The sequence below is a fragment of the Nocardia farcinica genome (genome assembly GCF_029867845.1).
GTDB classification, from domain to species: Bacteria; Actinomycetota; Actinomycetes; order Mycobacteriales; family Mycobacteriaceae; genus Nocardia; species Nocardia farcinica_A.
The window spans coordinates 1-21,751 of the sequence record NZ_JARWRU010000286.1 but is presented as its reverse complement, the minus strand read 5'-3'; the positions used below and the strand labels follow the sequence as shown (position 1 = coordinate 21,751).

Below are 21,751 nucleotides of genomic sequence, written 5' to 3'. Positions count from 1 at the left end.
CCGCCGGGGAAGGTGACTCGCCCGCCGCACCATCGGGCTACCTCGTCGGGGGTGACGCGGTTGGTGAGTTGGACGGCTTCGATCTCGACTGGCCGTTTGCGGTATCGCTCGGGTGTGAGTGCCATGCCCGCGCACGGTAGGCGCGGCGGGTGCAGAGCCGCCGCGCCCCGGATTGGTCAGCCCTTCGCCCCGATGTGCCGCAGCCACAGGGCGCGGACACCGCGGGCGACGAGCACCCCGGCGAGCGCACCGAGCGCAAGCCCGGCCTGGTGTGCGACGTGATGGCTGAACGGGTCGGTCAGTGCGGGACGAGCCGGGGCCCTACGTGGGCGGGCGGTCGGCTTCTCGGTGGAGGCGACAGGCTCGAACCTCATCGTGCCGTCGGGATGGTCGACCTTGCGGGTGTCGTGTCCATGCAGTCGCAACAGTCCTTCGATACTCATGGGCGGGCACGGTAGGCGCGGCGGGTGCAATGCCGCCGCGCACGACCAGCCAATCAGTCGCCCTCCCCGCCATAAAGCGCCTTGAAGTAGTGCCCGACAAGCGCATAGTACGAGGGCGCCACCCCCTCGGCGAGAAACCGCATGGTTATCGCATACCCCTTCCACATCGGGTTCGGGGTGACCGGATCACCACTCCGCATATCGCCGGTCTCGATGTCCCTCTCGGCCCACCACACCCGGCCCGCGCAGTCAGCAGCCACGACAAGGAAAGCGTCCCGCGCCTGCGGCACGGACCCCACTCCCTCGCTGAGAACGATCTCAGCTTCCTCGGATGTCAACGCCGCGAAATCCACGGTTCGAGTCTGGGCGTGGAAGGCGTACCCGATGACTGGGGCGACATCGAGGTCATGGGACATCATGCGTTCCCCTAGAGCCGTCTCGGCGGCGGCGTATATCTCTTTCAGATCCCAAGCGCGGGAGTTCACTGTGTGCACTGTGTGCCCTTCCATCATGCCGTCCTCGCAGACGAGGGCACGCACAGTGGGGTTGTCCCATGCGCCGCTTTCGTGGACGGCACGGTGAACGTATGCCGCCATCGACTCGGCAGGTGGCAGATACGTGGCAACCCAGTCCTCGATGGGGTGCTGATCCCCTGTGATGTCGGTCAGCCTCTCCCGCAAAGGATTGAAGGGTAAGGGTGCGCCTGCTTGCATGGCGGCGGTGGCAGGGTCGGGCATGTTCATCGCGGTCACCGCTCCGGCATCCAGGACCAGTGTCCTGGTGTGAGGGTGTCGGCATACCTGACGAACCGTGCCGGGTATGGGTTGCCTGTCGCGTTGAACACGGTCAGGTTCACCATGCCCGATCCCTGATGGATGTGGGTGACGATCGCGGCGCAGGTGGCTTTCAACTCCTGGAACAGGACCGGTCGGCCGAGCGCGGGACGGGGCGGGACAGACGCCGGCATGGATGCTGGGGTAGCGGCCTTGGAGAAGGCGCGGGCGTTGGCGGACAACTGGTCTTGTGCGGCAACGAGGGCGGTGCGGGCTTCGCGTCGTGCGGTGGACAGCTCGAGGTATTCCTGTTCGCTGTCGGCGTTGCAGAGGCAGGCGTGCTTTTCGGCGAGGTCCCGTTCGGCTTGCACGACTTGCAGGCGGGCGCGCTGCACTTCCAGGGATGCGATCTGCTCATCCTCGGGGACGACCCGCTCATACGTCTCGGCGAACGTGTCGGCGGGCCAGGTGAAGAACCTGCCCTCATGGCCGCGGATCACCCACTCACCCAGGTGTGCGGTGATCGAGCCTGTGTCGGTGGGGATCTGCACTTGGTCGGGGCGGTGTTCGTTGCTGCCGCCCGTCCACTTCGCGATGAGCGAACCGCAGTGGATGTCTTCGAAGTAGACGGCTTCGACGGTGGCGCGGGGGCGGAAGGTTTGGGGTGTGATGGTCATGGCGGTCAGCCCTCGGTCCCGTAGTTGCCGTCAGCCGGGTCACCCCAGAGGCCGATGGTTTCGTACAGGGGGGAGATGCCGCCGCCTTCGCGGCCGTCGCTGAGCGGGTCGTCGTTGAGGGTGTAGATGGTGCCGTCGCGGTGGCCGACCCATCCGATCTGTCGGAGCACCATGTCCTTGGAGCGGTCGCGGGGGATCGTGATGCCACGGGGTGCGGTGATGGGGAGCTTCGCTGATTCGGTGGTGGGAGTTCTGTTCGTCATGGGTGCGGACGGTAGGCACCCAGGGTGCAGCGCTTACTGGTCGTCGGCGGGGTGGAGTTCACTGAGTCTCGCGGGCCACGGGTAGCGGCCGGGTGCGTCGTCGATGGTTTCGATGAGGGCGGTGTCGTCGTCGATCTCGAGGACGCGGAAGCGGGACACGCCTGCCTCGCCCAGCTTCACCACGTCACCGACTGCCACCACGCCTTGGACCCTACCGGGCGGTCTGTGTCGTGTGGATGAGCGGCCCGCGCTCGTCCACACCACACCCGGAGGCGTGGCGGCAGGCCAGTCGGACAGCGAGGTCCACAGCTTCGGTCGGGTCGACGCCGTACAGCTGGGAGGTGTGGAGGCTGCCCAATGCGACATCGGTGCCGGAGCCGATGGCGAGGATTCCGCCGTATGGGCGGGCGGCGGTGTGGGTGTAGATCCACCACAGGTGTTGCCGCCAGGCGAGGAGGAGGGTGCCGTCGATGGCGGCGGCGCCGGCTTCCCCGCTGGGGATGGTGAGGGTGGGGGTGGCGTCGTTGAGTGCGCCGGTGATCGCTTCGGCCATCGCGTTGGCCCAAGCGTCGGCATCGGCTGTGTCGTCTGGATTGGGTGTGCCTTCGAGCTTCACGGTCCGCAGGGCGACGGGGAGGAGGCTGGCGTTGCCGGAGACGGCGAGGAGGATGGCGTCACCGTTGGGGGCGGTGAGGGTGCCGACTTTGCCTGCGGTGGTGTGGAGTCCTGTGCCGCTGTAGTCGTGTCGGGTGTCGGAGCCGATGACGACGTGGGTGGGTGTGGCTATGGCGGCGATGACGGTCATGGGGGCGGGACGGTAGGCGGGGTGGGTGCAGCGGCCGTCCTTGTGGGGCGTGGGTGTACATGGTGGGGGTTGGGTGTGTTGGGGTGGATCGGGCTGTGACCTGGGCGGGAGTGTGTTTCGTTCACGGGCGGGTAAGCCCCTTGCGTCTCGGTACATGTGTGTGTATAGTCGTTCATGTCAGAGGGAATAAGCCCTCACCGAACCGGAGGAGCCGGACATGATCACCACCACCTACAGCCCCGCCCGCGCCGCCCGCAAGGCCGCCGCCAAGGCGCTGCGCCGTCGCGTCCGCGCCCTCATCGCCCCCGCCCTCGCCCGCTTCCTCAACGGCTCCGCCCGCACCCAGTTCCTCAACTCCGGCCAGCTCGTCACCATCTCCACCGCGCTCGCCAACCTGGGCGCCGACGCCGACCTCATTCGCCGCTACGCCTCCCACGCGGGCAAGAAGGTGAAGGCCGCGTTCAAGGCCGCCACCGGCCGCGACCCCCTCACCGTGTGGACCGTCCGCAACGGCCGCGCCATCGAGGTCGCCGCCTACCCCGCCAAGGACCGCGCCATCCGTGAGGGTCTGGCCGCCTACAGCCGTACCGCCCACCTGATCCCCGCCGCCGTCGCGGCCTGACCCACACGCACCCGGGTGGGCCGCCACACTGGTGGCCCACCCTCATCGGAAAGGACCAGCCATGACCACCAATCTCACCCACATCCACCTGCGGGGCATCGACGTCCGCTTCGATGGCCGCGACTCCACCACCCCGGACGGCCACTGGATCGCCAACGGCGTCGACACGCTCGGCAACCACCGCGTGTGGCTGTTCGAGGGCGACGCGATGTCGGACGCCGGCTACCGGGGGAGCATCCTCATCCCGCGCGAGTACGGCGCCCCGTTGATCGCGTACGGGGCGGGTGGCGGCTACGTGCGGAGCGGACGCGATTTCGCGGAGCTGTTCGCCGTGCTGATCCGCGACTACGAGGCGCGAAGGGCGCAGGACAGCGACCCGGCCTGAACCCCCTCGGCGGGCTGCCAGACCGTCAGCCCGCCACCGTGAAAGGACACCCGCACATGAGCGACACCTACAGCATCGGCGATCTGGTTCGCACCGACAGCAATCGCGTCTGGCGTGTCGACCGCCTGTACACCGGCAAGGACGGCCGTCCCGCGGTCGACCTGGTCAATCCCGACAACCCCAGCCATGGCACCTCGCTCTACGCGGATGTTCTGGACAGGGTCAGCACGAGGGTCGACAGCGCACGTGACCGGCAGTACCGCGACCTGGCGAACGTGATTGCCCAGCAGGCGGAGGCCATCGCTCTCGGCAAGGTTCCGGCCGGTCAGCTCCATGCCCAGGTGCGCCGCTTGGCCTCGAACGTGGACACTCTCGCGGCCTGGACCCCCGACGATCGCCGACCCTGACCGCCGCATCGACGCCTAGCCCATCCACTTCCAAACGGAACTTTTGATCGGAGAGAACGACATGCCTCAGCGTCACCAGCGTCAGCGGATATTCGGGACCGGATTGCCCAAAGGGGTCAAGTTCGTGGGCGACCCCAAGAATTGGGGCAACCCGTTCCAGGTCGGCGAAACCAAGTACCTCACCAAGGATGGCGCCACTGTCGAAGGCTTCACCCCGCGCGACGCCACGGAGGCGGTCGAGCTGTTCCGCTGGTACGTGGAGAGCAAGCCCGAGGTGATCGCACTCATCCGCCGCGAACTGGCGGGCCAGGATCTCGGCTGCTGGTGCCCGCTCGATTCCCCCTGCCACGCCGACGTGCTGCTCGACCTCGCCAACCGCTAACACCCGTGAGAGTGAGATCCCCGATGACCGAGCCCGCCCGCCTGTCTGGTGACGAATACATGCGTCTGTTGCAGGAGCGTGCTGATGCGTGGATAGCCTCGCAGGGGGCCGTCCGCTCGAAGTTCCCGCCGCTGCTCACCTGGTTCATTCAGGAGGGGGACGAGCACCTGGTTGATCCCGCGATCTTGGATAAGCCGGCCCCGCAACCGAAACCGGTCCGTGAGCCTCGCCGCTATCGGCCTGCCTCGTTTTGGCGGGAACGGGTGGCGCGGTTGACGTCCGAGCGGGCGAGCCTGGTGGAGCCTTTGTTGCCGGATCGTGCGGCGGCGGGTGGTGTCGCGTTGGGGCCGCGGCGGACGGCACGTATCCAGCAGCGGGAGGATGCCCGGTTGCGACAGTACGTCGAGCTTGGGCGGCGGTTGGCGCATGCGGCGCGCATGCTGCGCGCTGCGGAACAGCGAGAAACCCCAGCAGCTTGACCGGGCAGGGTCGCCCAGGTGGTGCCGCGAATGGCGATCAGCGGTAGCAGGTTCGAGTCCTGCCGACCCACGATAAACCGACAGTACAAGGCATTTAGGAGCGTTTAATGGGCATCCTGCACAACATCGGCGCCAGCCTGCCTGACTTCACGGGCGATCCCGTGGACCGGCTCGCACACACTCTCGCGGCCTACAGCGAGTCCGCGGATGACGCGTGGGCAGTCGAGGCGACCCGCAACGTGGTCCCCGGTCACGACACGACGGGTCTCACGTGGGGCGACCTGCGCGCACTGCTGGTCCTCGTCAAGGGGGTCGATGCCGTCAGCCAGTTGGCGGATCGGTGGAGTCGGGCCACGCATGTCGGTGCCATCTCGGGTGAGGAACAGCCCGACCTGGTGACGCGGGGGTTCGCCTCGCAACTGTACGCCGCGCTCCCCACGCTGCAAGACGGCGACGACCCGACCGAGGAGAACTGACGAGCCTGTCCAGTAGAATCGAATGTGGCTGGGGCGCGCAGGGTGCCCCAGCCACCGTAAGACGGATCAAGCCGTCACCGATACCCGGAAGGAACCGGAATGCTGTACCCCCATCACGCTTACATCGTGTGGCCGGATGGCCGCCCTCGTGTGCAAGGCAGATGGTCTGATGACCACAAGGCGGTAGTGATCGGGCGTGACTCTCGTGCCACCGCGCACGGTGAACCGCTCGCTGTTGTTGTCTGGTGCTTGACCGAGGAGCAGGCACAAGCGGAGGCCGTGTACCGGCACAGTCAGGTGGGTGGTGAGTGGCATGCGCTGCCCGCTGTCTACCTCGAGGTGTTCGGGCCCCGTTTCCATGTGCGTTCCCCGCGCGGTGTCGTGCATGCGGTGACGCATGCCCGCCGGTATCGGATGGGTGGCAGGTGGTTCCGCAACACGCGCGCGTCTGTGGCGGGGCGGGCGGACTGCCACACCGACATCACCAGCCGAGCCGTCCACACACTCGAACCCGTCACCTGCCGCCGCTGCATCACCCAAGCGGAACGTGAGGCCGTCGCCCCCAGCATCCCCGCACTGACCCACCCGTAGGCACCCGCCCCTCTCACATGAGAGGGGCGGCTCTCACCCCGAGGGAGTAAGCCCTCACCTGACCCGGAAGGAACCGGAATGCCCCCCACCGAACCGTCACCTGTCGGCCTGTTGATCGTCGTCACCCTGCTCACCCAAGCGTTGAACCTCACCAACGACGCCCCCGGCGTGTACGAGCGCGTCCATGAAGGGCTCGCCATCGCCGCCGACCTCGCCACCACACGCGGCGCCACCCCCCAACAGTTGGCCCAAGCCGCTGATGCCGGCCTGCGTGGTGTGCCCACCCCGTTGCCGTTGCCGACCGCCCTGCGCATCGCCGACCACTACACCCAGGAGACCAGCCATGCGTGACCCCGATACGGCCGCCTCCCGTGCGGCCCTCACCCCAGGAGAGACCATGACCGAGCAGACCGACACCCGGACCTACCGCATCGTGCGGGCCGTCCGAACCTGCTTCGTCTGCCCCGCCCAGTGGGACGCCTGGACCGACCAGGGCGACTACCTGTACATCCGCTGCCGCCACGACCGTCTCACCGTCGACCTGTTCCCCGACGGGGCGGACTGGAAATGGGACTCCCCGCGGACCCTGGTTGCCTCGGTGGATGCCGACGTGATGGACCTCGCCGAGGTGTGCCGGTTGACCGGTCTCGAGCTGGCCGAGGACGCCAAGGTTGAGGATGCCTGGCTGGACTACGCGAGGACGAAGGTCGACGCCGAGCAGCAGGACGCCACCCAGGTGTGAGCGGCGCGGTATCGAGTTCGACCGCTGGTTCCGGGACTATGACCACGAAGCCGACTTCGAGTGCGGCGACATGATCTTCCGCTGGTGGGTGAGCGCCGACGCCGACGACCCCACGCACGCCGACGACTTCGTATCACGCGGGCCGGTCGACACGGGCTGGTTCTGGGTGTACCTGGGGCACGCCACCTGGTCGGACCTGCCTTACCTCGCCGACCCCACGCATGTTGCCGACTGGATCGCTGGACTGGTCGACCCCGCCTCTAAGGAGAACCGATGACCGAGCAAGCACCCGACTTGACCGACGAAGAGTTGCAGACCTGGGCCGCCTTCAACTACAGGGTCGACAGCGCCGCCGAAGAAGTCGCCATCGCTGCATCCCGTGAACTGATCCAGCTGCGGGCGTGGAAGGCCAACGCCGAAACCACCCTGGAGATGGACCGCCGCTACATCGCAGCCTCCGATGCCCGTGTCCGCGAACTGGAGGCGTGGCAGCGGGGCGTGCTGGCTCAGTTCGCGCGTCTCGACTTCGACCGCTACCACCGTCTCATGGAAGGGCAGGGGCATCCCACGGACCTCGCTGACGCCCTGGATGCGGTGCTGGATGAGCGGGACCGGCTGCGCGGCACTGTCGCCCGCGTGAACACGGCGCTCGCCCAGCATCCCCGCTGCGACACCCACCCCGACGGAGACGTGATCTCGTGCGGGTGGAAGCGGGCCGTCGCTGACGTACAGGCCGCGATAGACCGAGCGGGGACCGTGCACGGTGACGATGTGGCCGCCGTCTATGAGTGGCTGATCGAGAACGGGAAGCTCACCCGTGAGGAGTTGGAGGCCGCCACCCACGTGACTGTCTGCCGCGTCAACGACGAGGAGACCCGATGACCGCCCCCGACATCCGCGCCAAGGCGATCGAGGTACTGGCCCGCGAGCTGTTCGCCGTCGACGCCGACCTCGCCGGGTACGGCCCGGACGACTTCGAGGACTGGGCACCGCGCTACCGCCGTAAGGCCGAGCCGTACGTCGACGCCCTCGCTGAGGCGGGGCTCCTGCCGACCGAGGTGGAGTCCACCCGCGTCTACGACCTCACCGGCGACGGGGCTGGGGACTACACCGCTGTCCGGTACGTGGGCCCCTGGCGGCGGGAGGAGGGCGAGTGAGCGCCGATGACGCCCGCGCCCAGGCGGTGGAGTGCCTGACCGGGTTGTGGGGGTGGCTCGGTGACGACGCGGCGAGCATGGTCGTGGACGCTCTCGCCGCGGCCGGCCTTCTGGCTTCTCCTCCTGTCTCGTGGGGTGTCGGGTTGTATCCCGAGGATGGGGGGCCAGTCACGATCGATGAGACGTGGTTGGACAGGGGGACGGCTGCGCGGGAAGTCCAGTCGATGGTGGAGGAGTTCGAGTTGGATTTGCGGCTGTACGAGATCCGGGAGGGTGACTCGTGACCGGCCAGCGAACAGCCGGTGTCATCGCGGCGGCCGGGTTGTTGGCGTCGGTCATCGCCGCCAACTATGTGACCACCCGATACGGGTTCGTCCCCGTCGGTTTCGGGCTGCAAGCGACCGCGGGAACGATCTTCGCCGGGGTCGCTCTCGCTCTCCGTGATGCCATCCAAGACTTGGCGGGGAAATGGGCTGTAGTCGTCGTGATCGTCGCGGCAGCTGTCGTCTCCTATTTCATTGCCAGCCCGGCGATTGCGGTTGCTTCCGCTGTCGCATTCGCGGTTGCGGAACTGCTCGACTTCGCCGTGTACACGCCGTTGCGGGCGCGCAGCCAGTTCGGTGACCGCCGTTGGTCTGCCGCGGTCTTGGCCTCCGGTGTTGTTGGTGCGGTCGTGGACACGGTCGTGTTCATCGGGTTGGCGTTCGGGGTGACCGCGATCAGTGGTGTCCTGGTCGGCCAGTTGGTGGGGAAGATGTGGGCGAACCTCGCCTACCTGATCATCGGATGGGGGGTCGGTTCGCGTGTTGAACGTGCATTCGTCCGGGGCTAGTGGCGCTACCAAAGAACTGGTGGTTCGGTCGAAGATCCGTCACTTGTGCCCGTTCAAGGATGAAGTGGATCGGGGGCGTGTGACCGTGCACCTGCTGGTGGGTGCGAGCACGCTCGAATTGCACGAGCTGGCCGCCTACTTCCAGTCGTTCCGGGATGAACGGATCACCCATGAAGCGTTGACGGATCGCATCTACACCGAACTGTCCACTGCTGCTGTGACGGTCACGAAAGTGGTGACCTGTTGGAAGACGGCTGGCATGCCGGTCAAGGTCACACGGTGTTGAGCGGGTGTGTGGTGATCCTGTACATGGCGAACCCGTGCAGTGAAGGTGCGGTGGCAGCGATGGAGGCGGGTGTGATCGGGTTCATCGACACACCCGCCCAAGGGAATCGGCGCCCTGCGGGGGTGAAGTGGTGTGCGGATAACGGCTGCTACAGCGGCGGCTATCCCGGTGACATTGCATGGTTGGGGTGGTTGGCGAAGAACGCGCACGCCGCCAAGTCGTGCCTGTTCGCGACCGCCCCCGATGTGGTGGGGGATGCTGCGGCAACGCTCACCCGGTCGGCGCCGTTCCTGCCGATCATCCGTGCGCTCGGATATAAGGCTGCTCTTGTCGCGCAGGACGGTTTGGAATCGTTGCATGTGCCTTGGGGGGCTTTCGATGCCCTGTTCGTTGGTGGCAGTACGGAGTGGAAGTTGGGGCCACAGGCTCGTGTCCTCGTCACGGAAGCCAGACGCCGTAGTAAGTGGGTGCATATGGGGCGCGTGAACTCTGAACGCCGCTGCCGGTATGCGGAGTTGATCGGCTGCGATTCGGTGGACGGCACCTATTTGAAGTTCGGGCCTGACATCAACCTGCCGAAATTGTTGGGTTGGGCGGACCGGATGAGTGACGCGCCGAGTCTGGTTTACGAGTTCACGGAGGGGGCAGCATGACCCATCAACATGGGGGCACGCCGGGAGGGGGGGGCGTGAGGCGACTGGGTTCTTCGGTCTCTGCCAGTCCTGCTGGCATCCGATGACGTGGACACCGGAGACGGGAAGTATCTGCCCGATGATCGGGGTCAACCACGACTGACCGCCACGTCCTGCGCATCAAGTTTGGTGCCCCGAACTTGAGAGAACCGGCCCTGATTCAAGGTAGCTTGAACCCCGTCCGCCGAGACCAGGAAACCCCTTGTGACCTGGTAAAATTGGGGGTGGCCGGGGGTCGTGCAGCCCCCGGCCTTCGACCGAATCCACACCCTGAGAGAGAAGAGATTCGACCGTGGACAATCGTAGCGACAATCTGGCGGGCGATGCCTGATGGGCATGTACACCGAGTTCTTCTTCCGGGCACGCATCCGCAAGGACGCACCCCCTGGCCTGCTGGACTGGCTCAACCAGTTGGCCAACAACCCCAACGCCGAGATGGAGCCGTACGACGGCCACCCGTTCTTCGCGTGCGACCACTGGGAGTCTGTGCTGATCGGAAGGATGGCGGCCTACCAGATCAGCCAACCGATCCAATTCCGGCGTTGCGGCGAGAACGGCGTCGGTCGCCACGAGTTGATCGTGCACTCGTCATCCAATTCCCACGGCTCGGAGATCGAGGCATTCGTGGGGTGGATCGCTCCGTTCGTCGATGCGTTGCCGGGCACCTTCCTTGGCTATTCGCTTTACGAGGACTCGCGTCCAGACGGCTGGCACGACACCAGCCCGAACCGGGAGCGTCCCGGCCTGATCTTCATGTCTGATCCGATGCCCACCACGGAGACAGGACCGAAGGCTTAACCCTTCCCCACGGATAAATCCGGGGGATTTCCAGCTCGGACTGCACCACTGACCGCCCCGGAGGGAGGCCCGCAATGTCTTACATCGTCAGCACTGGCACGGTCGAGTTCTACCGTGGCCGCCAAAATCACGGCGGCGGCGTTCCGGTCGCGGTCTGCGGTGTGTCCGCAGGTGTCGCAACGGAAGATTCGTACCTGCAAGGCAAGCCGCTGCTTGGCTCTCGCTCCACAGCTTGCGCAGGTCATGGTCGTGTACGCGGGCGGAACCAACACCACCCTTCGCCCCGCCCGCGTGGCACGTTCGATCAGCTCTCGTTTCGCGGCACCGATCGCAGCATCCGCCGCTTTCCGCGCCATGCTGGAGCGGGTGAGGAACTTCGGCTTGAAGTCCTCGACCGCGATCACCTGATGGTCGGCGACGACGCGACGCGCCCACACCCGCGCGGCGTGAGTGTTCTGCCGAGCCGCTTTCTTGTGGAGGCGAGCAGCTTCACGCCGCGCCTGCTGGTAGCCGTTGCTCTGGGCTTGGCCTTTGGGGCGGCGGCGGCGGGCCATCTTCCGTTGCGCGCGCGCGAGTTCGGCGGCGCAGCGGCGACGGTGCCCCGCATACGGCAGGTCATGGGCGGGGCTGGTGGTCGTCGCCGTAGTGGAGACACCCCAGTCGATGCCGATAGCTCCGGTCGCGGCGGGCGCGGGTTCGACCTCGCGGCGCACAACGAACGAGGCATACCAGTGGCCGAGGGAGTCCTGGTAGACGCGAACCGACGACGGATGCGACGGGAGTTCCCGCGACCACACGACGGGGATCGTGACGCCCTTCGGCAAGGTCAAGCGTCCGTGGGCGATGCCGAACCCGCGTGTCGTGTACTCCAGCGACGGCAGGGAAGTCCTGCGCCGCTTAACGGTTGGCCGGCCGCGTCCCTTCACCTTGAACGAGTGGTCCAACGCTTGGGAGTAGGTGCGCAGCATCTGTTGTTGGGCGACTTGCGAACCTTCCCGCAACCAGGAGGTGCGGGCGCGGGCTTCGGTGAGCATCTTCGACAGCCGCGCGTAGGTGGGTTTCTCGCCTGTTCGTTGTTGGTGGACGGCTTCGTTCCACAGGAATCGGCAGCGATGCCATTCGGATTCGAGAGCGCGCACCGCTTGCGCGCCGGGGCGCAAGCGGTAGGTGTAGCGCACTGTCTCGTCCATACGTTCGATTATACAGCATCGAGCCATATACTGTTTTCATGGACGAGATCCGATCGAACAACAACGTCGTCTACCGCTGCACCTACCACGTCGTCTGGTGCCCGAAATACCGGCGGCGCGTCATCGGCGGACGCATCGAGGAACGCCTCAAGCAACTCATTCGGGAAGTCTGCGACGAACGAGACGCGCACATCGTCGAGTTGGAAACCATGCCCGACCACGTGCACCTGCTCGTCTCATGCGACCCGCAGTTCGGAATCCACCGCCTGGTCAAACAGATCAAGGGCCGCTCCTCCCGCGTCCTGCGCGCCGAGTTCCCCGCCCTCAAGTCCCGCTTACCCACCCTGTGGACCAACTCGTACTTCGTCGCCACTGTCGGCGGCGCAACCCTGGAGGTAGTGAAACGCTATGTCGAGAACCAGAAAAACGCTTAGCTCCGATTCCTCCCCACGGCTAAAGCCGGGGGTTTCCTCGAAGCTCCTTCGATGAGCAGCGTGACGGACTTTCCTGAGGAACGCGCCGCTCCCATTCCGGCGGAGTTACTTCCCGACCCCGCCGTGGTCGCATTCGTCGCAGCCCGCGCAGACGAAGAGGCCGACCTCTTCCCGGAGCGTGCCGCAGCCATACGCGCCATCCTCGCCGCCGTTGAGGGAGACATCGCGCGATGGCGGGAAGGGCGCGATCTGAAATCGGAGGTGATCTCGTCTTTTTGGGCGGGTGCTGTCGCGTCGAGTAAGACGACGATCAACTACCTGGCGATGGCGTACCGCACACACCCGGAGTTCCCGGAGCATTGCCGTGAGTGGATGTTCCCCAGCGAGAGATGGAAGGCGGGCAGTTGTGAGTAGCGGAGACCGCATCGAGCAGGTTCGCCGGGAGGCGTGGATGGCTGGCTACCGGACAGCCGAAGAGTTCTGGTCCGACGGGCATCCCTGCTGCGATCCCCTGGGCGACGCCGAGCGCGACGGGGAGTACCTCGAATGGCGTGCGAAAAGCGCCGCGGAGAACGAGCTGTGAAGCGGCGGGAGCGGACAGTGGAGCAGCGGGCCGAGCAGTGTAGGCGGTTGCGTGCTGCTATCGAAGCCCTGGAAGCACGCGAGGAGCGGCGGGCGACGGAGCTGGAGAGGCTGTCTCGCCTGTAGTCGGGGTGCCACCTGCGGTTTTCCGAGACCTTGGGCGTGTCGACATTCGGCGTGTCTCGAACGTGTGAGCGATAGCGTGTAGTCTGGGAACCGCTCTGCTGGCGATCAACACACGAAGGCCCCTACCATCCGTTGGTGGGGGCCTTCGTGTTGTCGGCGCCTACACGTCCTGTCGGCTCACAGGAAGGTTGCCGTGGGCGTCTGCTTCGGGTTGTCGTCTCGCAGCAACGCCACCGGGATCGACGGGGACAGCAGCACCGTCATCTTGTGGCCGCGCGCCACCGTCACATCCACCAGCATCGGGCCCCAGCCCTGCTGGAACTTCACCAGCTCCCGTTCGAACAGTTCGCCGGCTTCCGGGTCGAGCTTGTATGTCTGGCCGTTGTAGTGCAGTTCGTATCGTGCCACCCCTGGTTCCTCCCGTTGTTGGTCCCGACCGATCGCTGATCCTATCGGCGGGGCAGGGGCAGCGGCACGGTTTCGGGGGCCAACGGCAGAGAGCCGGGCTCCGATTGGATCGGGGCCCGGCTCTCGCTTGTTCCGTCTACGCTTCGCCGCGGACTTCGTTGATCACTCCACCACCCTGCTCGGTCAGCTTCACCCGAGCTTCAGTGATGGTCAGGAACGGCCCGAACGATTCACCCTGATAGGTGGTGACCCTGTAGGTGACGGACTTGTTGGATGCCCTGGAGGGGGCGCCGCCGCAGCAACTCGCCATGATCAGTTTGCCTTTCGTCGTGCCCGCATACCCTGGATGAGGGCGTTCGCCTGGAGTGTGCGCCTACGGGATGCAGCCGCCAGCAACTCGTCCGCCTCGGCCGCGAGCTTCAACGCTTCCTGCCGCTCCAGGTAGGCGTCCACAGCGCGGGTAGCAGCACGATCCGCCACGTCCTCGAGGACAGCAGCGGAAGCGTGGAGGAGGGCGGGGTTGGTGCGGGGCGCGAACGACGCCACCAGGGCCAGATCGCCGTCGCGGTCGGTGGCCTTCTGGTAGATCGCGAACCCAGGCGAGTTGACGGCGTGGGCAGCGATCAGCTCCGGGTGTCCACCCACGCGCTCCCAATGCCCGGAATGGGGTGTGCCCAATGCGAGCTGCACCATCCGCTCATCGGCCTGCGCGTGGATGGCGCCGCTGACCCAGATGCCGCGCTCATCCTCACCCGCCACCGCGAGCGCCCAGCAGGTGGACACGTCGTCGTAGTGGGCGAGCGCCGCCCTGGCGCCCTTACCGACCGGGCCGTGCCCGCCACCGACGGTCAACCGGCCGACGCGGATCATCGACCCGTCATCGAGGTGGGCGGTGGACTGATGGAAGTCGGCGTATCCGTTCAGCGAGTGGTACGGGGTGCGGTCCAGTCCGGGGAAGGCGCGGTGCGCGGTGTCCCACAGGGCGAGGTAGCCGAGGACCCTGCCCGCCGCGTCGACGTGGATGGGCATGGGTTCGGTCAGGTTCGGGTTGGTGAAGTACTCGGCCGGGTACCGGTGGGGTTCCACGATGCGGGCGTTCGCCGCGGCAGCGATCAAAGCCAAACCGGGTGTGCCCTCGGCGGGAGCTTCGGCTTCGGTGAGGGTGATGCTGGTGTCCCGGAACTCCGGCACCGACACGAGCGCAGCCGACATCATTTCCACCGCATCCCAGCGGGACAGGATTTGGGCGCCGTCCATGTACATGGTTTCAGCGGTTTCCATCGTGATCGGGTTACCGGCCGCGTCGGTGATCGTCTCGTTGCGGACACTCAACTCTGCGGAGGGGCGGGTGACCTGGTGTTCGATCTCCTCCACCACCTTCGCTGTGTGTTCATTGTCGAGCAGGTATCCGCGGCCGTGAATACCGTCGTCCTGCATGTCCAACGCCTCGATCACACCAACCGTCACAGACCCTTCATGACCGGAGACAGCGGCAGGCTGCCACTTCAACGCCATCGGCAACACCGTGTCCAACAACTGGGCGCCCCTGCCGAGCATGAACATGCCGGAACGCCCGACGACGCCGGCAGGGACAAGCAGCGCCTCGAACGTGCGCATGATTCCTCCTGAATGTGTTGACGCCGCGACCGCGGATTCGGCCGGGACGATGCGGACAATGCAGCGACAGTTCTCGACCTCTTCCGGCGGACCGTTGAGATCTCCCGGCCGGTCCAGCCATGCGGCGCCGACGCGGAACCGTTCGTTCAACGGAACCCGCTGCAAGTCCGCAGCCCAATGCGTGTCCCTTGTCTGCAGGTCATGAGTGCAATGCCAAACCTTGTCGAACGCCACCCCCGTCTTTTCCGCCTCCACGACAGCAAGTTCGACCCGGGACTCGTTGAACACATTGAGCGCTTCACGCCTGCCGACACGACCCGCGTACGGCTCCCACTCCTGCACCGTCAGCAGTTCGGCCACGATCGTGCGTTGAGTGCGCACCGATTCCGTGCGCGCCATCGCAGCCCGCACCCGCGCCGCCACCCGCAACGGGACAGTCACCAACCGAGACGCCACCCCAGTCAGGAACCGGGCAGACCACTCCGCCACCTGCGTGACCTTGTCGCCCACCAACTCGGTGACCGCATGCTCAATGCCCGCCAGGACGACAGCAGACGCGACAGCCTCCCACGTCCCCGACGATCGTTCGATCGCATCCGGGTCCGGCGGGATCTCATCCTCAGCCGCAGCCGTGAACACCGGCATCGCAGCCTCCGCGGCGACAGGAAGCCACTGCCGCAACGCCTCCACCATCAGCAGCTCGAACCGGGTCTCCAGTTCAGCGACGACAGCGAGATCATCCTCGACGGTCATGACAAGACCTCCCTGGCCACGATCGGATCAATGTGCGGACGCGATTGGCTGGTGATCGCGCGCCGCGCCACCTCGGTCACCAGCACCGCCAAACGCGCCTGGTTGATGCCGGCCTCGATGCACAGTTCCTCGTCGATCACCGCATCCCAACCGGAGATCAAGCGGTCGACATCTCTGGCGGCGCATCGCAGGTGCAGGTGGGTGTCTCGGTTGGGGACATCCCGCAGCCGGGCATGGTCGGCTCTCGTGCGGCGTCGTTTGCCTGCGAGCTGGAGGGCGGTGTTGACGCACATGCGGATAACGGTTGCGGCGGCTGCTTCCCGCATGTCGTTCCGGTCTAGGGGGTCTTGCTGGTATCGGGTGTTTGGTTCGCGGCTGGTGTCTTTCCTGGTTCTGTTGCTGGAATCGCTTTCTCCGGGTAGCGCGGGTGGCCCGTCGGATGGTGGCCCGTTACTGGAATCGGTTGATGTCAGTTCGGGGAGGTCGGCGAGTGCGGGGATGAGTGCTTTGAGCCAGGGGGAGAGGGTGGGGGCGAGGGCGGGTTGGCGGCGTACGCGGTCGGTGATCCAGGCGGCCCAGCCTTCTCGGGTGGTGAGGTCGTAGCCGTCGGTTTCCATGCTGAGGCCGAGTTGGCGGAGGTAGGCGTCTGAGGTGGCGACGCCGTCGACGTAGGCTTGGCGGGCTTTGTCGACGGCGTCGGGTTCGCTGTCAACGTCACTGGTGTCGTACCAAATGACAACGTTTTCACTGCCTTTGCCGAGCATGGGGCGAAGGAGTTGTGTGGTGAGGGCGTCGCAGATGACTTCCATCTCCGGTGCCGCATGCCAACGCACCCCCTCCTCCTCCACGCCAGCGAGGCTCCAGTGGTTGAGGTCCGCCAAGCCCAACAGGATTTCGGGCGGCATGTCCAAGGTCATCGCCAGGCGGCGGACAGCCTTCTCCAAGGCGGCGAGGTTCTTCTCCGACACCTCGGAGTCGAAACGGATGTGCTTGATCTTGTCGACGTAATCCCCGGCGACAGTCGCGATGACAGGCACCAAAGCCTCAGCCGACGACGGGTCCTCGATCGCCTTGCTCATGGCGGCCTGGATGGCTTTGCGGAACTCGCCGGCACTGACGAACTGGCTTGGTAGCGCTGCGGGTAAGCCGGGCGCGTCCCTATCCCCTGTGGGTGGTGGGGTGGTGGGGAGGGAGATCTCGCGGGGGATCAGCAGCAGCCCGTTACCTGCCTGCCTGGATTTGCCTGCCGCTTCGATGTTCTGCGTCATGCGGACGATCTGCCGGAGGATGGGTAGGGCTGCTTTGACGGGGGACCAGGCGACGGAGGCGCGGCGGGGGTCGCGGCGCCAGATGCGGGACAGGCTGTCGGTTTCCTTGTTCAGGACGTATTTGGTGCCGTCTTCGAGTTCGAGTTCGACGCGGTCGCCGCGGGTTTTGATTTCGTCGCGGGCGAGGATCGCCCACTGTTCTTCCCCGTTGGGGTAGATGATGGCGAGCCAGCCTTCGCCGGGGACCATGAGGAGGGGGGCGAGGCGCGCCAGCATCTGGGATTGTCCGGTGGCGCCACCAGCGATGGCGGCGACCAGTTTCCTAGCGTCTTGGTTGTCGGTGTGCCCGGTGGGTTTCCCTGTTTCGGGGTCGAGATCGCTGGCGACGAGGCGGAAGCGGGAGATCAGGGCGACCTTCCACAGCAGTGCGAAACTCAGTTCGCCCACCAGGTCGACCATGTCCCACGCTTCGGCCTGCCAGTCCTGGCCGCGACCACCCGCGGGTTTCGTGATCTTCCCCCAACGGTCGGGGGTGACTGGTGCTGCGGCAGCCGTGAGGGCGGCAGGTTCCGCCGCTGCCGCGTTCCTCTTCTGTCGCCTGTTCCAGATCGCCATCGCGCCCGCACCATAGGGAGCAGGGGTGCAGCGCGACGGCGGCTAAGGGAAGGTCAGGCGGGCTGCTCGTCGTCGGCGACGAGCGACAGGCGCGGCCGATACGTCGGGGTGGTGGGGGCGGTGCCCTCGTTAGGCGTCCACGGCGCCCACTGGATACCCTTCGCGTAGATCTCGCCGGGGGCCGCGATCGCCATATCGGCTTGCAGGGTGATGGCGCGGCGCGCGGACCACACATGCTCCGCGGTGGGCGCGATGATCACTTCGGCGCCCGCCAGATGGTATTGCTCGAGGAGGACGAGTAGCGGCATGAAGTGGTCGGGTTCGGCTTCGAAGGTTGAGGCGAGGTGTAGGCCGTGGGCTTGCGCATACCTGGTGATCAGGTCGCGGAGCTTGGGGAGGTCTGCTGGTGAGGCGCAGTCGTGGCGAAGGTATCCGATTGCTGTACGGGGCAACGGGTTCTCCCAGATTCGCAGGGTGTGGTTGCGCCCGACGCCGAGGGCCTACCTGTGTCTCGGCGACACCCAGGGGGCGCCGGTGGTGTGCCCGGTGATCACGGTGGGCTCGCCTCGGCGTCGGGGCGCTGCCTACAGCCTCACATTTTCTGGCACCAAAAGGCCGTGGCACTCCCAGGCGGGTTTGCCCGGAAGTGCCACGGCCAGTTGGGGTGTCAGTATTCGAGTGCCACGAAGTCGGCGAGTTCCCGCATCGGCTCGGTCAGGGTGCGGCGGTCCTCGATCATCACCCCGAGAATGTCACGCGCATACCGCTGCTGCTTCAACCACTGTGGTGCGGTCCGCTGCAACCTCACCAGGTGTTCCACTGCCTGCCCGTGGGAACGCATCTGTGTGTGCGCGAACGCCACATCCAAACGATGCCGGAGTCGTCCTGCCCCGGTGGGTTGGAGGGTGGCGTGCGGGGTGCGTTCGGTGATCGCCAACGCCACATCGGGTTGCTCACACAGGACAGCGGTTTCGGCGGCGATGTGTTCGACAGTGGTGGGGCCGTAGGTGCGCATCGTCTGCGTGTCGGACAGGACTTCCCGACCGATCCGGTAGGCGGCGGAACGGGCCAAACTCATGGCGTCATCAGCGCGTTCGGGTTGGTTGTTGCGGACCGATGCGTTGGCGGCGTACAGCCACAGCCTGCCCCACAAGGCGAGTTCGCGGGTGGTGGCGCGGGAGAAGCGGGGTTCGATCCTGTCCGCCCATGACACTGATAGTTGTTCGGCGTCGACCAGTTTCCCCTGGCGCAGCAGAGCCCACGCGAGTGTGTTGACGGCGGCAGCTGCCTCCAACTGGTCGGGGGCGGTGTCGACCGCGCGGCGTAGCGTGTCCTCCGCAGCGTCGAACTGCCGGTTCTGGGTCAACAACCAGCCGGTCATGCCGAGGATGCGAGCCCGGATCTCCCGGCCCTCACGCTCATCCAGGGCATCCGCGTCACAGATGAGGGCAGGCATGGCGGTGGCGATGGTCTGATAGTCGTGGTTGGACATCATGGGGCGGAGCGCTTCGAACGCGACCCGCACCCCGTCCACGGTGGGCGCTTCGTCAGGGGTGTGGTCGTATTGTCCGACCAATGCGCGGAGGGTGGGGGCCCACAGGTCAGCGGTTTCGGGGTCGGAGTCTTCCCGGTCGGCAGCGACTTGAAGATCGGAGGTGCGGACCCGCATGCCGGCGGCGAGTTTCCGCAGTGTTTCGAGGCGTGCCCCGCGTTCGCCTTGTTCGATCTTGCGGATCAGCGAAAGTGATACACCGGATTGGTCGGCGAGTTCACGTTGCGTGAGACCTGCACGTTTACGGACGAAAGACAGACGGGTTCCCAGCTCCACACTCATACCTTCCACGGTAAAGGGGACAGCCCGTCACGTATAGAGGACAACTCGGGGCGCTAATATCTTGACCGCCAGCGACCCACACTCATGGTTTGCTGAACTGGGGGCCGTCGTCCGATCTGTTGGGCGGCGGCCTTCCTGAATCGGTTCGCTCGCTCACGCGGCAGGGGTGGCGGACCTGGCTTGAGAGATGTCGGCTTGTACGCGGCGGACCGCTTCAGCGAGTTCGTGGAGGGGTCGGCCGCGGAGGGCGTCACCGCGCAGGAACGCTCGGTCTAGTGTTGCGGCGACAGCTTCCAACCTGTCGGTAGGGGTGACGGCACGGGGCGAAGGCGGAGCGCTCACGCTTGTTGCCTACCACAATGCGCAGACAGATGCGGCCCGAACCATGAGATTGGTTCGGGCCGCACTCGTCTACTGGGTCAGGTGGTGAGCGCCTGTGCGACCAGGCGGGTGAGCGCGGCCTCGTCGACAACGTAGGCGCCGAGCTGCCCGATCTTGTTCTTCACGGTCGGGTCGTGTCGCTCCGGTGTGCCGCGGCGCCCGCCGGAGACGAGCGGCAGTTCCATCTGACCGTCGTCGCTGTAGCGGGCCTGCACCCTGCCCACGGTCACCTCATCGGTGGCGAGTCCGTCCCATTCGGAGGAGAAGTCGCACAGGACGACGGGGACGCCGCCGCGGGCGAGGTGCCAGGCGGTGGTGCGGTCCCTGGTGGTCGCCCAGCCGCGCGCCCACATCGCCGACTCGACCGCCTTCCACGTGCGCTGACCGCACCCCCGCCCCCGCAGGTAGATGGCTGGGGTGTGGGCGGGGGGTGTGGGGTCGCTGCCGTCGGGGCCGCGTCCGAGGATCGCGTACACGCGCTGCCGGTTTCTGGTGCCGAGCGCGCGCGCGGCATCGGAGGGGGTGATGTGGTCGGCGTGGATCTCGTCGCGGATCGTCTGCTCGAATACGGCTTGCGCCTGCTGGGCGGCCTGCTGGGCGGCCTGGATTCGGGCGGCGGCGCCGGTGGTCATCGTGGTGGTCCTTCGGGGTTGATGAGGATGCGTCCGTAATGGATTCGGGAGAATCCGCGTCGGGCGAGGTAGCGGTCCAGGCTGGGGCCGTGGTGGCCGTCCCAGCCGTCCTGGCCGACGACGAGCACACCCCAGCCGCGGGTGGTGGTGGCGGCGTAGTCGGCGTGGATGGGGATGGTGATGTCCTGGCCGGGCAGGTGCAGCACCAGCCGGTCCCCGCTGGTGGTGGCGGATGCTTCGACGGTGGGTTGTGGTGGGCCGGCGTTGCCGGGCTGGAGGCCGAGGACGTCGGCGAGTTGGCGCATGCGGGCGGCGGCGCCCATGCCGGACGGGTAGAGCAGCAGGTAGGGGGCGTCGCCTTCGGGGGTTTCACCGATCCATCCGGTGAGCATGAGTTGCCGGTCGGTGTCGACGCCGACCCACCAGTATTGGCTGGGGTCAGGGTGTGTGGGCACAAGTCTCCTGTCGGAAGGCCCGGCCGCGCCCGGCGTGGGGGCGGCCGCGGGTGATCAGTAGGTGCCGCGCAGGGAGTCGATGAGCGCGGAGGCGCGGCTGCGGGTCATGGCGGCGATGGCGGCGCGGTTGATGCTGCCGTCCTCGTTGTAGAGGCTGCGGGTGGACATGAAGCCGCCGCCCTCGCCGGTGCGGGCGCGCCGCGACAGCAGGGCGATGATGTAGTCGATCTGGCTGGTGGTGGCCAGCGGGGCGACCGGACGCGACTGGGGGGCGGCTTCGGGTGGGGGGGGGGGGGGGGGGGCGCGTGGGGGGGGGGGCCGGGCCGGGGGGGGGGGGGGGCGGGGGGGGGGGGGGCGGGGGCGGGCGGCGCCGCCCGCCAGCGGCGGGAGGGCGGCCGCGCGCCCGGCCGCGGGGGGGGGGGGGGGGCCCGTCTCCGGGGGTTTTTTTTTTTCTCTTGGGGGGGGGGGGGGCCGGGGGGGGCCCCGGCCCGCGACGGGGGGGCGGCTTCGGTTCGGGGCTGGGGGGCGGCAGCCTTGGCAGCGGCTGCCTGCTCAGCTGCGAGGGCGGCGCGGTTCGCGGCGAACCGGGCCAGCTCGGTGAAGAAGGTGCCGGTGCGGCGGCCGTCGATGAGGGCAGCGGCGCGGT

At 66.8% G+C, this 21,751-nt stretch carries 35 protein-coding genes; 20 read left to right on the top strand and 15 right to left on the bottom strand.

The genetic code is table 11. The annotated features are described in order from the left end of the window. Positions 1-176: 176 nt before the first annotated feature. Genes QH283_RS06190 through QH283_RS06165 form a run of 6 tightly spaced genes read right to left on the bottom strand, consistent with a single transcriptional unit; the run spans position 177 to position 2,961 of the window. Positions 177-443, bottom strand: a complete 267-nt coding sequence (locus QH283_RS06190) for a hypothetical protein (protein WP_280502054.1) — start codon at positions 441-443, stop codon at positions 177-179. Between the two features lie 53 nt (positions 444-496). Beyond that, positions 497-1,195, bottom strand: coding sequence for a hypothetical protein (locus QH283_RS06185; protein ID WP_280502053.1), 699 nt, complete (start codon positions 1,193-1,195; stop codon positions 497-499). Next, positions 1,192-1,893: a hypothetical protein gene (locus QH283_RS06180; protein ID WP_280502052.1), complete on the bottom strand. Its 702-nt coding sequence runs from the start codon at positions 1,891-1,893 to the stop codon at positions 1,192-1,194. The genes QH283_RS06185 and QH283_RS06180 overlap by 4 nt, the downstream gene beginning before the upstream one ends. A gap of 5 nt (positions 1,894-1,898) precedes the next feature. Next, positions 1,899-2,156, bottom strand: coding sequence for a hypothetical protein (locus tag QH283_RS06175; RefSeq protein ID WP_280502051.1), 258 nt, complete (start codon positions 2,154-2,156; stop codon positions 1,899-1,901). Positions 2,157-2,189: 33 nt separating this feature from the next. Then, positions 2,190-2,357 carry a hypothetical protein gene (locus QH283_RS06170; protein ID WP_280502050.1) on the bottom strand — a complete coding sequence of 56 codons (168 nt, stop codon included), beginning with the start codon at positions 2,355-2,357 and terminating at the stop codon, positions 2,190-2,192. A 10-nt stretch (positions 2,358-2,367) separates the two neighbouring features. Then, positions 2,368-2,961: a hypothetical protein gene (locus tag QH283_RS06165; protein ID WP_280502049.1), complete on the bottom strand. Its 594-nt coding sequence runs from the start codon at positions 2,959-2,961 to the stop codon at positions 2,368-2,370. Positions 2,962-3,178: 217 nt separating this feature from the next. Here QH283_RS06165 and QH283_RS06160 point away from each other — a divergent pair, with 217 nt between their 5' ends. The 17 genes from QH283_RS06160 to QH283_RS06080 all read left to right on the top strand — a co-directional run bounded on the left by QH283_RS06160 (position 3,179) and on the right by QH283_RS06080 (position 10,810). After that, the gene (locus QH283_RS06160; RefSeq protein ID WP_280502048.1) at positions 3,179-3,583 is read left to right on the top strand and encodes a hypothetical protein; all 405 of its coding nucleotides are present in this window, start codon (positions 3,179-3,181) and stop codon (positions 3,581-3,583) included. Between the two features lie 61 nt (positions 3,584-3,644). Then, positions 3,645-3,968, top strand: coding sequence for a hypothetical protein (locus QH283_RS06155; protein ID WP_280502047.1), 324 nt, complete (start codon positions 3,645-3,647; stop codon positions 3,966-3,968). 56 nt (positions 3,969-4,024) lie between these two features. Further along, positions 4,025-4,375: a hypothetical protein gene (locus QH283_RS06150; RefSeq protein WP_280502046.1), complete on the top strand. Its 351-nt coding sequence runs from the start codon at positions 4,025-4,027 to the stop codon at positions 4,373-4,375. 124 nt (positions 4,376-4,499) lie between these two features. Next, the gene (locus QH283_RS06145; RefSeq protein WP_280502045.1) at positions 4,500-4,757 is read left to right on the top strand and encodes a DUF4326 domain-containing protein; all 258 of its coding nucleotides are present in this window, start codon (positions 4,500-4,502) and stop codon (positions 4,755-4,757) included. 23 nt (positions 4,758-4,780) lie between these two features. Beyond that, positions 4,781-5,236: a hypothetical protein gene (locus QH283_RS06140; protein WP_280502044.1), complete on the top strand. Its 456-nt coding sequence runs from the start codon at positions 4,781-4,783 to the stop codon at positions 5,234-5,236. Positions 5,237-5,343: 107 nt separating this feature from the next. Then, positions 5,344-5,712: a hypothetical protein gene (locus tag QH283_RS06135; RefSeq protein WP_280502043.1), complete on the top strand. Its 369-nt coding sequence runs from the start codon at positions 5,344-5,346 to the stop codon at positions 5,710-5,712. A gap of 249 nt (positions 5,713-5,961) precedes the next feature. Continuing rightward, entirely contained in the window at positions 5,962-6,303 is a 342-nt protein-coding gene (locus tag QH283_RS06130; protein WP_280502042.1) for a hypothetical protein, read from the top strand. Between the two features lie 78 nt (positions 6,304-6,381). Next, the gene (locus QH283_RS06125) at positions 6,382-6,654 is read left to right on the top strand and encodes a hypothetical protein (protein WP_280502041.1); all 273 of its coding nucleotides are present in this window, start codon (positions 6,382-6,384) and stop codon (positions 6,652-6,654) included. Beyond that, entirely contained in the window at positions 6,647-7,045 is a 399-nt protein-coding gene (locus QH283_RS06120; protein WP_280502040.1) for a hypothetical protein, read from the top strand. The genes QH283_RS06125 and QH283_RS06120 overlap by 8 nt, the downstream gene beginning before the upstream one ends. A gap of 70 nt (positions 7,046-7,115) precedes the next feature. Continuing rightward, complete coding sequence (locus QH283_RS06115) at positions 7,116-7,322, top strand: hypothetical protein (protein WP_280502039.1); 207 nt, start codon at positions 7,116-7,118, stop codon at positions 7,320-7,322. Next, entirely contained in the window at positions 7,319-7,927 is a 609-nt protein-coding gene (locus QH283_RS06110) for a hypothetical protein (protein ID WP_280502038.1), read from the top strand. Before QH283_RS06115 ends, QH283_RS06110 begins: the two co-directional genes overlap by 4 nt. Next, positions 7,924-8,202: a hypothetical protein gene (locus QH283_RS06105; RefSeq protein ID WP_280502037.1), complete on the top strand. Its 279-nt coding sequence runs from the start codon at positions 7,924-7,926 to the stop codon at positions 8,200-8,202. Before QH283_RS06110 ends, QH283_RS06105 begins: the two co-directional genes overlap by 4 nt. Then, complete coding sequence (locus QH283_RS06100) at positions 8,199-8,486, top strand: hypothetical protein (RefSeq protein ID WP_280502036.1); 288 nt, start codon at positions 8,199-8,201, stop codon at positions 8,484-8,486. Before QH283_RS06105 ends, QH283_RS06100 begins: the two co-directional genes overlap by 4 nt. Further along, positions 8,483-9,034 (top strand): VUT family protein, encoded by a 552-nt coding sequence (locus tag QH283_RS06095; RefSeq protein ID WP_280502035.1) that lies wholly within the window; start codon positions 8,483-8,485, stop codon positions 9,032-9,034. Before QH283_RS06100 ends, QH283_RS06095 begins: the two co-directional genes overlap by 4 nt. Positions 9,035-9,098: 64 nt before the next feature. Next, the gene (locus tag QH283_RS06090; protein ID WP_280502034.1) at positions 9,099-9,320 is read left to right on the top strand and encodes a hypothetical protein; all 222 of its coding nucleotides are present in this window, start codon (positions 9,099-9,101) and stop codon (positions 9,318-9,320) included. Positions 9,321-9,328: 8 nt separating this feature from the next. Continuing rightward, positions 9,329-9,973, top strand: a complete 645-nt coding sequence (locus QH283_RS06085) for a hypothetical protein (protein WP_280502033.1) — start codon at positions 9,329-9,331, stop codon at positions 9,971-9,973. A 369-nt stretch (positions 9,974-10,342) separates the two neighbouring features. Beyond that, positions 10,343-10,810, top strand: coding sequence for a hypothetical protein (locus QH283_RS06080; protein ID WP_280502032.1), 468 nt, complete (start codon positions 10,343-10,345; stop codon positions 10,808-10,810). On the opposite strand, the gene QH283_RS06075 is transcribed toward QH283_RS06080, so the two are convergent. After that, a complete protein-coding gene (locus QH283_RS06075; RefSeq protein ID WP_280502031.1) occupies positions 10,807-12,000 on the bottom strand; it encodes an RNA-guided endonuclease InsQ/TnpB family protein in 1,194 nt (397 codons plus the stop codon). The two genes, QH283_RS06080 and QH283_RS06075, sit on opposite strands and share 4 nt — an antisense overlap. A gap of 38 nt (positions 12,001-12,038) precedes the next feature. Between QH283_RS06075 and tnpA the strand changes: the two genes are divergently transcribed. From tnpA to QH283_RS06060, 3 genes are read left to right on the top strand one after another with little or no spacing between them, the layout of a single operon-like run. After that, the gene (gene tnpA / locus QH283_RS06070; RefSeq protein WP_280502030.1) at positions 12,039-12,434 is read left to right on the top strand and encodes an IS200/IS605 family transposase; all 396 of its coding nucleotides are present in this window, start codon (positions 12,039-12,041) and stop codon (positions 12,432-12,434) included. Between the two features lie 51 nt (positions 12,435-12,485). After that, positions 12,486-12,848: a hypothetical protein gene (locus tag QH283_RS06065; protein ID WP_280502029.1), complete on the top strand. Its 363-nt coding sequence runs from the start codon at positions 12,486-12,488 to the stop codon at positions 12,846-12,848. Next, on the top strand, positions 12,841-13,017 hold the full coding sequence (locus tag QH283_RS06060; RefSeq protein ID WP_280502028.1) for a hypothetical protein: 177 nt from the start codon (positions 12,841-12,843) through the stop codon (positions 13,015-13,017). Before QH283_RS06065 ends, QH283_RS06060 begins: the two co-directional genes overlap by 8 nt. 302 nt (positions 13,018-13,319) lie before the next feature. Here the strand turns inward: QH283_RS06060 and QH283_RS06055 are convergent, their stop codons facing one another. The 8 genes from QH283_RS06055 to QH283_RS06025 form a co-directional block, all read right to left on the bottom strand. Beyond that, on the bottom strand, positions 13,320-13,550 hold the full coding sequence (locus QH283_RS06055; protein WP_280502027.1) for a hypothetical protein: 231 nt from the start codon (positions 13,548-13,550) through the stop codon (positions 13,320-13,322). 136 nt (positions 13,551-13,686) lie between these two features. Continuing rightward, on the bottom strand, positions 13,687-13,860 hold the full coding sequence (locus QH283_RS30290; RefSeq protein WP_432420672.1) for a DUF7196 family protein: 174 nt from the start codon (positions 13,858-13,860) through the stop codon (positions 13,687-13,689). Between the two features lie 2 nt (positions 13,861-13,862). Continuing rightward, positions 13,863-15,920, bottom strand: coding sequence for a hypothetical protein (locus QH283_RS06050; protein WP_280502026.1), 2,058 nt, complete (start codon positions 15,918-15,920; stop codon positions 13,863-13,865). Then, positions 15,917-17,803 carry a hypothetical protein gene (locus QH283_RS06045; RefSeq protein ID WP_280502025.1) on the bottom strand — a complete coding sequence of 629 codons (1,887 nt, stop codon included), beginning with the start codon at positions 17,801-17,803 and terminating at the stop codon, positions 15,917-15,919. The genes QH283_RS06050 and QH283_RS06045 overlap by 4 nt, the downstream gene beginning before the upstream one ends. 53 nt (positions 17,804-17,856) lie before the next feature. Then, on the bottom strand, positions 17,857-18,255 hold the full coding sequence (locus tag QH283_RS06040; protein ID WP_280502024.1) for a hypothetical protein: 399 nt from the start codon (positions 18,253-18,255) through the stop codon (positions 17,857-17,859). A gap of 215 nt (positions 18,256-18,470) precedes the next feature. Next, on the bottom strand, positions 18,471-19,637 hold the full coding sequence (locus QH283_RS06035; protein WP_280502023.1) for a helix-turn-helix transcriptional regulator: 1,167 nt from the start codon (positions 19,635-19,637) through the stop codon (positions 18,471-18,473). Between the two features lie 419 nt (positions 19,638-20,056). Then, complete coding sequence (locus tag QH283_RS06030; RefSeq protein WP_280502022.1) at positions 20,057-20,650, bottom strand: hypothetical protein; 594 nt, start codon at positions 20,648-20,650, stop codon at positions 20,057-20,059. Beyond that, positions 20,647-21,105, bottom strand: a complete 459-nt coding sequence (locus tag QH283_RS06025) for a hypothetical protein (RefSeq protein ID WP_280502021.1) — start codon at positions 21,103-21,105, stop codon at positions 20,647-20,649. The genes QH283_RS06030 and QH283_RS06025 overlap by 4 nt, the downstream gene beginning before the upstream one ends. Positions 21,106-21,751 lie beyond the last annotated feature (646 nt).